Source organism: Saccharicrinis fermentans DSM 9555 = JCM 21142 (assembly GCF_000517085.1).
GTDB lineage: Bacteria > Bacteroidota > Bacteroidia > Bacteroidales > Marinilabiliaceae > Saccharicrinis > Saccharicrinis fermentans.
The window spans coordinates 223,408-235,767 of sequence record NZ_KI912107.1 but is presented as its reverse complement, the minus strand read 5'-3'; the positions used below and the strand labels follow the sequence as shown (position 1 = coordinate 235,767).

Annotated in this window: 11 protein-coding genes; 7 read left to right on the top strand and 4 right to left on the bottom strand. The window is 38.2% G+C overall.

All coding sequences use genetic code 11. From position 1 onward, the window contains the following. Positions 1 to 133 precede the first annotated feature (133 nt). Complete coding sequence (locus tag CYTFE_RS0101130) at positions 134 to 934, bottom strand: phosphatase PAP2 family protein (protein ID WP_027470303.1); 801 nt, start codon at positions 932 to 934, stop codon at positions 134 to 136. Positions 935 to 1,196: 262 nt separating this feature from the next. Here CYTFE_RS0101130 and CYTFE_RS0101125 point away from each other — a divergent pair, with 262 nt between their 5' ends. From CYTFE_RS0101125 to CYTFE_RS0101115, 3 genes are all read left to right on the top strand, one after another. Next, complete coding sequence (locus CYTFE_RS0101125; RefSeq protein WP_027470302.1) at positions 1,197 to 1,586, top strand: START-like domain-containing protein; 390 nt, start codon at positions 1,197 to 1,199, stop codon at positions 1,584 to 1,586. A 121-nt stretch (positions 1,587 to 1,707) separates the two neighbouring features. Beyond that, a complete protein-coding gene (locus CYTFE_RS0101120; protein ID WP_027470301.1) occupies positions 1,708 to 3,243 on the top strand; it encodes an LptF/LptG family permease in 1,536 nt (511 codons plus the stop codon). A gap of 91 nt (positions 3,244 to 3,334) precedes the next feature. Next, positions 3,335 to 4,570, top strand: a complete 1,236-nt coding sequence (locus CYTFE_RS0101115) for a bifunctional 3,4-dihydroxy-2-butanone-4-phosphate synthase/GTP cyclohydrolase II (RefSeq protein WP_027470300.1) — start codon at positions 3,335 to 3,337, stop codon at positions 4,568 to 4,570. A 93-nt stretch (positions 4,571 to 4,663) separates the two neighbouring features. Here CYTFE_RS0101115 and CYTFE_RS0101110 read toward each other — a convergent pair whose 3' ends face one another. Then, positions 4,664 to 5,734: an anhydro-N-acetylmuramic acid kinase gene (locus CYTFE_RS0101110; RefSeq protein ID WP_027470299.1), complete on the bottom strand. Its 1,071-nt coding sequence runs from the start codon at positions 5,732 to 5,734 to the stop codon at positions 4,664 to 4,666. A 105-nt stretch (positions 5,735 to 5,839) separates the two neighbouring features. Here CYTFE_RS0101110 and CYTFE_RS0101105 point away from each other — a divergent pair, with 105 nt between their 5' ends. From CYTFE_RS0101105 to fmt, 3 genes are read left to right on the top strand one after another with little or no spacing between them, the layout of a single operon-like run. Next, positions 5,840 to 6,826, top strand: coding sequence for a dihydroorotate dehydrogenase-like protein (locus tag CYTFE_RS0101105; RefSeq protein WP_027470298.1), 987 nt, complete (start codon positions 5,840 to 5,842; stop codon positions 6,824 to 6,826). A 58-nt stretch (positions 6,827 to 6,884) separates the two neighbouring features. Beyond that, positions 6,885 to 7,073 (top strand): DUF5522 domain-containing protein, encoded by a 189-nt coding sequence (locus CYTFE_RS0101100; protein ID WP_044213713.1) that lies wholly within the window; start codon positions 6,885 to 6,887, stop codon positions 7,071 to 7,073. 24 nt (positions 7,074 to 7,097) lie between these two features. Further along, positions 7,098 to 8,078: a methionyl-tRNA formyltransferase gene (gene fmt / locus CYTFE_RS0101095; RefSeq protein ID WP_244880303.1), complete on the top strand. Its 981-nt coding sequence runs from the start codon at positions 7,098 to 7,100 to the stop codon at positions 8,076 to 8,078. 84 nt (positions 8,079 to 8,162) lie between these two features. Here the strand turns inward: fmt and CYTFE_RS0101090 are convergent, their stop codons facing one another. Together CYTFE_RS0101090 and CYTFE_RS0101085 are read right to left on the bottom strand one after the other, a co-directional pair. Continuing rightward, a complete protein-coding gene (locus CYTFE_RS0101090; RefSeq protein WP_027470295.1) occupies positions 8,163 to 10,304 on the bottom strand; it encodes a hypothetical protein in 2,142 nt (713 codons plus the stop codon). Between the two features lie 87 nt (positions 10,305 to 10,391). After that, positions 10,392 to 11,342, bottom strand: coding sequence for a glucosaminidase domain-containing protein (locus CYTFE_RS0101085; protein ID WP_027470294.1), 951 nt, complete (start codon positions 11,340 to 11,342; stop codon positions 10,392 to 10,394). 515 nt (positions 11,343 to 11,857) lie between these two features. On the opposite strand from CYTFE_RS0101085, the gene CYTFE_RS0101075 reads away from it, so the two are divergent. Next, positions 11,858 to 12,340 (top strand): cytidine deaminase, encoded by a 483-nt coding sequence (locus CYTFE_RS0101075; RefSeq protein WP_027470292.1) that lies wholly within the window; start codon positions 11,858 to 11,860, stop codon positions 12,338 to 12,340. Positions 12,341 to 12,360: the final 20 nt, after the last annotated feature.

Sequence of the window (12,360 nt, the reverse complement as noted above, 5' to 3'; positions counted from 1 at the left end):
ATTATTTAACCATTCTTAACTCAAAACATCTAACATTATTGCACATATTTGCATCAGGGATTTTTCATAAAACTTGGATTTAGTTAGCTGAATTAAGGGTAAAGGACAGATTTTTTTAATCTGTCCTTTTTTATTACCCTATTTTTTTAAGGGGCTCCTTGTTGACAAAGACGCTTTTTAACGAACCAGACAATATTAACCCAAAACTAATTACACTACCCCATACGGCTCCCCCAAAAACATCTACCGGAGTATGCACGCCCAAGACTACCCTCGAATAAGCAATCACAACAGCCCACATAAACAATACGACAAGCCAATACTTATATAAACTCCCCTTTCTAACAATTATCAAATACCCAAGCAATATAGTCACCAAAAAAGCAGACACAGTATGCCCTGAAGGGAAAGAATAGCCTGCCTCTTTAATCCACACCTGTAATACATCATCATTTAAACACGCCCCTTTCACCTTTATTTTCTGACTTTTGCGATCCAATAAATATTTTTTTAAATACTCCCTTCTCAATTGCTTATTCTCCTGTTGGTAAAAGCCATCAGCGTTGAGTCCAATTTCCTTTTCTAAAAACCGGATGCTGGGTCTATGAATTTTCAATTGCTCTTTTATTAAAAGCTCGTTTACCAAGGCTGTAGACCCAACAAAAAAAGACAAAAGAAAAAACAAACGACAAACATTCAGCAATTTAACCCTAAGCACTCCTTCCCAACCAAGCAAAAAGGAACACACGAGCAACAACAATCCTATGCCCCAGGTACCCCCTGTATTTGTTATCCATATCAAAACACGTACCCAGGCGCCCTGAAAAACGGCTATTTGCCGTATGGGTAAAATAAATATAGGCGCAACCAACAATAAAGCACATAGCGTATACACCAACAATAAGCGCAGTGATTTTCTATTTTTCGCATTCATTCACATTCAAATTTGCACACAAAAGTAATGGAATAGAACAATTAAAAGGCTATTGCTATTGACAGATCCAAAATTTATCACGTAATTTAGCAATCAGACTCTCTATTACCCTATATAAGAGAACATTATTACAAACATTAAAACAACAAAGAAGAAGAAGATACTATTACGAGACGCAGAATAAATAAATAGCTGGTTTCGTAAATAGCGTTAAATATACTATATTGTACGCGGTACATTTAACCCAACAATAATTTATGCAATGGCAGAACTAAAAGAAAAAATTGAGCTTGAATTCATTATTAAAACTTCGCCTTCCATCTTGTTCAACCGCTTATCTACCCCAAGCGGACTCTCGGAATGGTTTGCTGATGATGTAAATGTAAAAGGAGATAAATATACTTTCATATGGGAAGGAACCGGACAAGAAGCCAAGTTAATTTCCAAAAAAGACAACAAACATATCCGTTTTCATTGGACGGATGACGAAGAAGAAAATACTTATTTTGAATTTAGCATCAATGTAGATGAAATAACCGGAGAAACAGCTCTTGTGGTAACCGACTTTATCGAAAATGATGAAAAAGAAGATTCCATTGAACTATGGAACCAGCAGATAGATCAACTTAAACATGGTTTAGGCTCTGTTTAATTTCTTACCAAACATTAAAATTTTAAATTAACTTTGCATTCTGGAACTTTACCAATTCCAAGAATGCTTTTTTTTTGGCATTATTCATGCATATCGACAGCAAAAAAACAAAACAGAAAAAATGAAGCGACTGCATATTTTCATCTTAAAAAGTTATTTGAGTCCACTCATCATGACCTTTTTTATTTCGCTTTTTATATTGGTGATGCAATTTCTATGGAGATATGTAGACGACCTGGTTGGCAAAGGCTTAGAAGTAAACGTATTGGCAGAACTAATGTTTTACGCCTCACTACAGGTGGTACCAATGGCCTTACCTCTGGCCATACTATTGGCCTCATTGATGTCGTTTGGTAATTTGGGAGAAAACTATGAATTAACGGCACTTAAATCAGCCGGAATTTCATTACCCCGCATAATGGCTCCACTGATCATATTCACCGTCATCGTTTGTATTGGAGCTTTCAAATTCTCTAACAACATACTACCAGTTGCCAACCTAAAACTATACAGCCTTTTATATTCTGTACGTCAAGCCAGTCCGGAATTTGACATCAAAGAAAAAATATTTTACGACGGACTCACAAATTTCAGCATCAAAATAGAAAAAAAGTCGAAGACCAATGATATGCTCTACGACATTATGATTTACGATCACAGAAATAAGCTTGCTAAAAATAGTAATGTCACCATTGCTGATTCAGGGAAGCTGGATTTTTCCGATGACAAAAAATTCTTAAAGTTAACACTATGGGATGGCATTACCTACGACGAAAACGCTGACCGACAAAAGAGGAACATCAGAAAAAGAGACAAGCAACAATTTAGGGTAGATCATTTCAAAAAACAAGTAGCATTAATTCCCATGCAAGGAATGGATTTCAGCCGTTATGACGAAGGGCTGTTCAAGGGCCACAACAGAATGAAAAATCTGGCACAGTTGGGGCACGACTCCGACTCCCTGCAACAGCAAAGAGACAAACAAATAGAAAAATTAAAGCCCCGCATTCAGAGCAATTACTTTGTTCAGAACAAAGCTACAAAGCGAAAAATAAAACAAAAGATAGATAAGAATGCAGTGGCAGATTCAACACTAAAACAGCAGCTCAATCAAAGCCTAATAGAAAATTTTCCAATTGCCAATATAGACAGTGTGTTTGAAACACTTGACGCACAAAAAAAAGTCATGATTCTTGAAAATGCGGTAAGACGAGCCCGCGACACCAAGGCACAAATAGACGAACAGCTCATCAAAATAGACAAAGTTGACTATCATCTGGTTCGCCACAAAATAGAATGGCATCGAAAGTTCACTTTATCCTTCGCCTGTTTTATTTTCTTTTTCATTGGCGCCCCACTAGGTGCAATTATTCGAAAAGGCGGACTAGGCATGCCTGTGGTCATTTCTGTATTATTCTTTATCGTATACTACATCATCGACACTTTTGGATTAAAAGCGAGTAAAGAAGAAGTTTGGCCTCCATATATGGGCATGTGGTTATCATCCGTTGTATTATTTCCCATAGGAGTTTTCTTAACATACAAAGCGGCCACCGACTCAGCCATCTTAAATTCAGACGCCTACATAATCTTTTTCCAAAAATTATTTGGACGACTTAAGAAGAAAAAGAAGAAAAAGCACCTGCGAAATATATAGGCTTTGAGTTATTTCATTGCCGAGGCTTAAATATTTAATTACCTTTGCAAGCCTAAAAAACAACTATTCTATAATATACAATATTGTTGCCATGAGCGATAAAACATATCAATTAAACACTATTGAAGAGGCTATTGAAGCCATCAAAAAAGGAGAATTAATCATTGTCGTTGACGATGAAGACAGAGAGAACGAGGGAGATTTTATTGCTGCCGGAGAGTTAATGACACCTGAAAAGGTAAACTTTATGGCAACACATGGTCGCGGCTTAATTTGCGCGCCCATTACCGAAAAACGTTGCGAAGAACTGGATCTGGAGCTAATGGTAGGTAAAAACACAGCTCTGCACGCTACACCGTTTACTGTTTCTGTTGACCTAATAGGACAAGGCTGTAGCACGGGTATTTCAGTTTCAGACAGAGCAAAAACAATCCTATCTCTTTGTGATCCTCAAACCACACCTGAGGATTTAGGAAGGCCTGGACACATCTTCCCTTTAAAAGCAAAAGAACGAGGTGTGCTCCGAAGAGCAGGTCATACAGAAGCAGCCGTTGATCTGGCTAGGTTAGCAGGTCTTTCTCCTGTGGGTGTTTTAGTAGAGATTATGAACGAAGACGGAACAATGGCTCGCCTTCCTCAACTTACCGAAATAGCCCAAAAATTCAATTTAAAAATTATCACTATCAAGGATTTGATTGCCTACAGACTAAAAAAAGAAAGTCTGGTAATAAAAGGCGTTCAAGTAAATATGCCCACTGAATATGGTAACTTTCAATTTATTCCTTTCAAACAAAAGTCCAATGGTCTTGAACACATGGCCTTGATAAAAGGAGAATGGAAAGCAGATGAACCCATCTTAGTGCGCGTACATTCTTCTTGTGCCACGGGAGATATTTTCCATTCAAAACGATGCGAATGCGGCGAGCAACTCCATAAAGCCATGAGAACCATTGAAAAAGAAGGGAAAGGTGTAATCGTTTACATGAATCAAGAAGGCAGAGGCATAGGCCTAATGAACAAGATCAAAGCCTACAAACTACAAGAAGAGGGGCTGGATACAGTTGATGCCAATGTTGAACTTGGGTTTGAAGCCGACGAAAGAGATTATGGTGTAGGTGCACAAATACTCCGAGAGCTAGGTGTTTGCAAAATGAAACTAATGAGTAACAACCCAATCAAAAGAATTGGACTACAAGGCTATGGTCTTGAAGTAGTGGAAAACATACCTATCGAAATAAAACCAAACCCATATAACGAATTTTATATGAAAACCAAAAAAGAGAAAATGGGGCACAATTTGGAGTTTTTTAAATACGATAAAAAATAAGTCTTCTTGTAAAGATTCTTATAAAGACATTAGACCAGGTTTTCTCACGATAACCTGGTCTTCTTTATTTCAGATCCTTTAGGGTATTTCATATTATCTACAAAACACATTCCCCCCTATATTATCAACAGATGCACCCGTAACTGACGACAAGCAATTAACCTGTCGCTCCATACGTAACACGCCAAGAAATGCAAAAATCAAAGCCTCTTTAAAATCAATAACTTCCTTCCTTGGAATAACGATTTTTGCGTCCGATAAATCTTCGATCAAATTCATCAAATGGGTATTAAAGGTTCCTCCTCCGGTAAAAAGGGCACTTTCAATTCTATTCTCATTTAAAACGTTTGCAATCTGTTTAGCAAAATGCCAATAACACGTGGCCAACATATCCCTTGCATCAATACTTTCATACTCATTAAACAGGGGAGTTAAAAATCGCTCTACCCATTCTCTGGCCAATGACTTTGGTTCCGAAAGCTGATAATAATCCAGCTGATTCAATTCTTTCAGCAATTTATCAACAACATGTCCCTGTGCCCCTATTTTGCCCCCCACATCAAAAGTCAATCCATACTTTCGGCTCACCATATCATTTAAAACAATATTCAGCGGACAAATATCAAAGGCTATCCTTTTGTCCTTTTTATCAAATGAAATATTCGCAAACCCCCCTAAATTAACGCAAGCCCCATATTGTCCAAACAGAAGCTTATCACCTATTGGAACCAAAGGAGCCCCTTGACCACCCAATGCAATATCTAATGTTCTAAAGTCCGAAACCACGTTCAACCCGCACTCTGCCGCAATGTGAGCTCCACATCCGATCTGAAAGGTAACATTCTTGTCCGGTTCATGAAAAACGGTATGTCCATGTGAAGCCACAAAATCAATTCCACTGACACCCGAAACAAATTTCGCAACCTCTTGTCCCATAAATGCACCAAACCGTTTATGCAGTTCCACAAAATGATATGCGCTTAAATCCTGAGCATTGGACAGCTCGCGCTTCATTTGCTCATCATACCTCACAGTCTTACCATCATACATATTAAAATCCCAACCACTCTTTAAACGCTCGAATTCACACAAGACCAAATCCAAACCATCCAGTGAGGTTCCACTCATCAGACCCACTACCCTATATATATCTTTACAGTCCATACTTTTAAAATCATTTTTTCAATCAAATAGATGACTTAAATCTTACTTCATCTATAAAATAATGTTTAATTTAGGATATCTTTAAATTCATTCAAATATACAATTATGCTAGATTTATCTACCTCTTACATGGGGCTTAAACTCAAAAGTCCTATTATTGCAGCAGCTTCAGGACTCACCAACTCCTTACAAGACATTGTAGAACTAGAAAAAAATGGTGCCGGAGCTGTAGTTCTAAAATCTTTGTTTGAAGAAGAGATCGTCACCGAGATGGAACATGCCTTAAACAAGATGCAATCCGAAAACCACTTATATCCGGAAACCATGGAGTTCTATGAGAACTCTGATGTAGAAGATACCCTTACACAATATCTGAAACTGATTGTTGATTGTAAACAAAACACACAAATACCTATTATAGCCAGCATTAACTGCCTAACAGCACACAACTGGCCTTACTTTGCAAAATCGCTTGAAGATGCAGGTGCAGATGCACTAGAATTAAACATATCCATTTTACCTTCGGATCCAGAATTAACAAGTGCAGAAAACGAAAAAGTATATTTTGATATTATCAATGCTGTTAAAAAAGAAGTCTCCATCCCTATTTCAATTAAAATAAGTCCATATTTCTCAAACCTAGCAGCCATGCTTACCCGCTTCTCCAACGCAGGAGTAAACGGTATTGTTTTGTTTAATAAGCTATACTCTCCCGACATAGATATTGAATCATTTGATATTATTCCCGCCAACAAATTCAGTGCTTCAACAGATTACGTATTACCCTTAAGATGGGTGGCTATTATGAGTGATCGTATTGATTGTGATATAGCTGCATCAACTGGCATTCATGACGGCCAGACCTTAATAAAAATGCTTTTGGCCGGTGCATCCAGCGTTCAAGTAGCCTCCACACTTTACCAAAATGGTTTTGAACAAATTCAACGAATGTTAACTGAATTAAAAAACTGGATGACTGAGAAAGATTTTACCACTGTAGAACAAATAAAAGGAATGCTCAGTCAATCAAGAGCCATAAATCCAGCCGGATACCTAAGAATTCAGTTTATGAGGCATTTTGCACAAAAATAATAGTGCATCAACATTAACTAGTGGCTTCTAGCTATTTTTCTATCTTTGCAAAAAAAGAATGGATTATATTGACGACTATTATCCGCAAAAACCCTTAAAAGAAGGAGTGGATTTTATCATGGATCCGCGTGGTTTTAGAATCATGACAAAAAAATATTTGTCTGAACGAGGCTATTGTTGTGGTAATGGATGCAAACACTGTCCGTATCATCCCACACATCAAAAAGGAAATACTACCTTAAAGTAGTTGTATTAAAAATGAATTCAAAAGATGGCTATTAACAAAGAAGATCTAAGAATCGTATTTATGGGCACTCCGGAGTTTGCGGTGGAAAGCCTGAAGATTCTTGTTGAAAACAAATATAATGTTGTTGGAGTGGTGACAGTACCCGATAAGCCTGCTGGGCGGGGACAAAAGATAAAAACATCACCGGTAAAGGATTATGCGCTGGCGCAAGGAATACACATTCTTCAGCCCGAAAAACTAAAGGCTCCTTCATTCCTAGAAGAACTAAAGGCTCTAAACGCAGACTTACAAATAATTGTAGCCTTTAGGATGCTTCCAGAAACGGTATGGAGCATGCCTCCCCTAGGCACGTTTAACTTACATGGGTCCTTATTACCACAATACCGAGGTGCAGCACCCATCAACTGGGCGGTTATAAATGGCGACCTGGAAACGGGAGTAACCACATTCTTTTTACAGCACGAAATTGATACAGGTAACATCATCGATCAAAAAAGAATGCCCATAGGTCCTGATGACAATGCTGGAACGATTCATGACAGGATGATGATTCTGGGTGCCAGCCTGGTTCTAGAAACAACAGACAAAATATGTACAGGCACCATAGAAACCAAACCACAATCTGAACTGATTAGCGCCAACACGCCCCTCAATCCAGCTCCAAAAATCTTCAAAGAAGATTGTAAGATCGATTGGCACCAACCTATAGATAAAGTACACAATAAAATAAGAGGCCTCAGCCCTTACCCTGCAGCCTGGACCGAAATATCAGATAACAACCATCAAAAAACAGGACTCAAAATTTTTGAGACAGAAATCATCAGCGATCAATCCCAGAAGATTGGCACCATAAGCACCGACGGCAAATCCCGTATTTGCATAGCCGGAAACGGAGGCTCTTTGTTGATAAAAACCCTTCAATTGGCAGGAAAAAAACGAATGAGTGCTAAAGAGTTCTTGAATGGATTTAAAGAACTCCACACATACCAGATCTCCCAATCTTAAAAAACACCACCACACAAACGACTTGTAATACCAAATGCAGGTCGTTTTAATGCATTTTCTTTTACAACGATTCTTCCGCCAGATTTAAAATACCTCCACGGGCAAACACTTACCCATTGGCAAACACACAATCTTTTCAGTCCTCAGCGATAAACCGGTAAGCTTTTCAATCTCTCGAACCACAGAAAGCACACGCAATGCGCTCAAAGCCGGATTCCACGACTGCTCCACATTCATTAATCCAACCAATCGGCTCTTCACATCTTTTGGCAATCCCAACAAACTCGTCCTTCCTCGATCAGCAAATCCAGAGATGCGAACAACAAACTCCTTGTCACACTCAACAATCTGAATGTCAACCCTTCTGGATTTTCGATAACTAGCTAAATTCTTTTTAACATCATAAGTACCCCTTCCATCCATCCCAATGGACTGAGAAAGAGAATCAACACCATGAGCCACAAGGATAAAACGAACCTGCTTTTCATTACCCAGCACCCGCTTTCCTAATTCTGCAATAGCCCTAGATTCTTCAACTGTAAAAAACACCGAAGCACGGTACGCATTAGGATCAAAGTAATAGGATTTACACACAATAGTATCTGGATCAGATACGGGCTTCATCTTTTTTTCGTACTCCTTCAAGTATTCAGAAACACCTCCCGTAATATTCACATACAACTGTACCTCATCCTTAGAGTCACTATAAATCGAATAAGTGGCAGCCAACAATTTCACCCGAACCCTATTATCCATTTCTTGATCCGCAAGAAGAAATAGATCCTGTGTTTTAAAATGATAAAACGAACCATCTTCAAAAATATATACTGAATCCTTTTCTGTCCACGACTGAGGATGGTCACCCAGTGCAGCATACATTCGTTTCACCTCATCCTCTGCGCTATTCAATTCACTATATACTGCTTTTATTTTACTTTGCAAATCCTTTAAACGCCGTTCTTTATCACTTAGATTACCCAAGTGTACACTATTCTTAAACAATCTGTTTTGAATAGCTAGCTCATTGCTCTCCTCCAGTTCACGAAGCGAGTCCACCTCAAGGTTAATAGAATCGATCTGTGTCTGGATAACATCACGCATCCGCTCTTCCTTTTTATAAATATCCAGCAAACCACCTTGTTTATTGAGTTCTCCAATAACACGATCCACTTTACGCTGCTTATAGTCCTCAATTCTATCATAATAAGATGTTCCTTCCACCCTATTGTGATCAGGAGAGAACTCTGGTGCACCAAATAACAAATAACTCTTTTCACCTGTCTCAACCACCACTAAAGGATGCTTATCCCAATCCATTCCCCATAATGTTAGATGTAAGAGCATAGGTTCATCCGGGGCTAGCTCCAGATCAATCTCGGAACGATAATCAGGTACAACACTGCTTTTATTCTTTTTTGTTCTATAAGTAAAAAGCCCTATTCCCTTTCCTGTTCCTGTATTTATCACTGCACCCGCTTCGCCACTCTCTTTCTCACCCAATAAACCAGACGACCCGCTGCCATCGCCAACCGCCAATAAGGTACCCTTGAAATACACCTTTCGTTTAAGCAAAATCTGAAAATAAAGCCTTGATTTCTCATCCACATGTGTACTGATCAGCTGATGCCATCTATCAAAAACAATCTTTTTTTCTTCCGCCGTCAACATACTTACACTTTCCAAGGATGCTAACTTACGACGAAAACCCAAGCTAGGATTTATCACATCGTAAAATACCGGCATATATTTCTCTTTCAAGACAGCTCCTTTTTTCATTTTTCGGGGCATTGCCTCTATCATTTCCCGATAGATCACATTCACATCTTCACTCATTGAAAAAGGAGGAGACTCCTGGTATCCATTTTTTAGCTCAACATACAGTTCCCACAAAGCAAGTTTCACTGCAGCATTGGATACCAAACCTGGAGATGATTGACTAATCGCCTCCCAGTCTACTTGTAAAAGCGCGGGATTTTGAATGATCGACTGCTCCAAAGAATCCCAAGAAGAGATATGAAAGCCATAACCGCGTTCTTGAATCGTAGCACCCTCCGCCTCCTCCTGCATAACAGGCTTATTATAAACAAAATACCGACTCCAATTTCTATTTAAGCAAGCCGTCCTCTGAGTAATTCTGTATAACCATGCTTTTTGTTGTACCGATAACTCCTGCGCATTTAATGAAAGAGATAACCATAATAAGCAAAATATAAATTTAATAGGCATATGAATTATGGGCTACTGTAAAAAGACAAAAGATATCTGAATATTTTCAAATATCTTTTGTTTCACTTTAATTTTTATAAGTCATCCTTATTTTTTCTTTCTTCGCAATTGAATAAACTGCCCTTCTTTCACCCTATCTCCTTTTCGAAGGTTATTATATCTATACAGTCTACTCAATTTAACTCCATATTTTTGAGACACATAATGCAATGTTTCACCCGACTTCACCTTATGCACATTATGCTTACGATGAGCTTTATTGCGCTTAGGTTGAACGTACAGATATTTATACGTCTTAATTTTCGCATTATCAGGCAAGTCATTATAAGTATACACTTCCCAACTCTTCAAACCGAACTCCTCACTTATTTTTTCAAAAGAATCCCCATCAAGTACACTAATATACTTAACTCCGTTATTCAATTTAACCTGGTGACTACCAAAAGCATCTATGGTAAAATCATCATTATAAGTTCTTCTAACCACCGGTTTACTAGCTCCACTGTCACTATTACGCACAAAAGTACCTCCCCGATCAAAACGATCCAAGTTGTTCTCTTCAATAATTTCGATAAGCCGATGAGCATATTTAGGATCAGTGGCATAACCAGCCTTTTTCAGCCCCTTTGCCCAACCCTTATAATCTGTCGTTTTCAATTCAAACAAAGAGGCATAACGCTGTTTCCCGGTTAAAAAATCAGAATGATCTATATAAGATTGATAAACTGTTTTATACTTCCTAAAGCACTCACCTTTTCTGTCATCATCATGATAGACTCTTTTCCCTTTCCAATCGTTATGACATTTAATGCCAAAATGATTATTTGACTTACGGGCTAAGGTAGAATTACCATTACCAGACTCTAACATCCCTTGGGCTAAGGTGATACTAGCTGGAATTCCCACCCTATTCATTTCCTTTATGGCCAATTCGTGATATTCCTCTATATATTGCGAACGACTTTTGCTTTGTGCTAATAAGATCACTGAAGTTGTACAGAAAACAATCAATATAGACAAGCGAAGCATATTTTTCATTGTAATATTTTAATGATGAATGGACAAATATAAAAAAAACGATGATTTCCCCGTGGCATTTCTCTCATCAGTTTAAGCCGGATGATGTATTAGAACTTCGTCATGAGCGTTGAAATAGTAATAAAAAAAGGCTTTTCTAAGAAGAGGCATAGTACCAGCTATGGTGAATTGAAGAACAGTAACGAAGTGACTTCTTTTGAAGCCATTTCAACGTGTAATAGACTTTTATAATGCATTTTTCGGAATTATGGTCATACATAGTCTTTGCAAGAAAGCGCCAAATACTGCGTTATTCTCATTTTTGAAACAGTCATTTACAATCAGTAAACTCCTTGGTTTCAAAAATATCGAAAGCCTTGTCTTTGAAGCTTTCTTATCAAAGACAGAAAAAACAGTCCTTTTCTTGCAGCCACTAACTAAGACCACATCAATTTTGAAGAATTATCCCCCACTAATAAAAACGAAAAATTGTAATAATGTTGCACAAATACTACATTTGGAATAAATACTAAAACATGAAGCACTTAAAAATTATCACAGAAATAAAACAGTACCCCAATATCAAGGCATTACCCGACGAAGAAATTGAGCTATTACACAAAGCCAGGGAAGCTGCCAAAAAATCTTACGCCCCCTATTCAAACTTCAAAGTTGGAGCAGCTCTATTACTTGAAAACGGAGAGATCGTAACAGGCAATAACCAGGAAAATGCGGCCTATCCTTCAGGCCTTTGCGCTGAACGAACAGCCATATTCTGGGCCAATGCACAATACCCGCACATAGCCATTAAAACAATGGCCGTAACAGCAATCAAAAAGGGAGAGATAATACCCAGTCCCCTTTCGCCCTGTGGTTCATGCCGACAAGTAATGATCGAAACCGAAACCCGTTTCAACACCAATATTAAAACTATTTTAGACAGTCAATCCGAGATATGGGTCATTGATTGTGCCAAAGATCTACTACCCCTATTTTTCTACGGAAAAGATTTAGATTAAGAGCCTGTATATCAATAGAT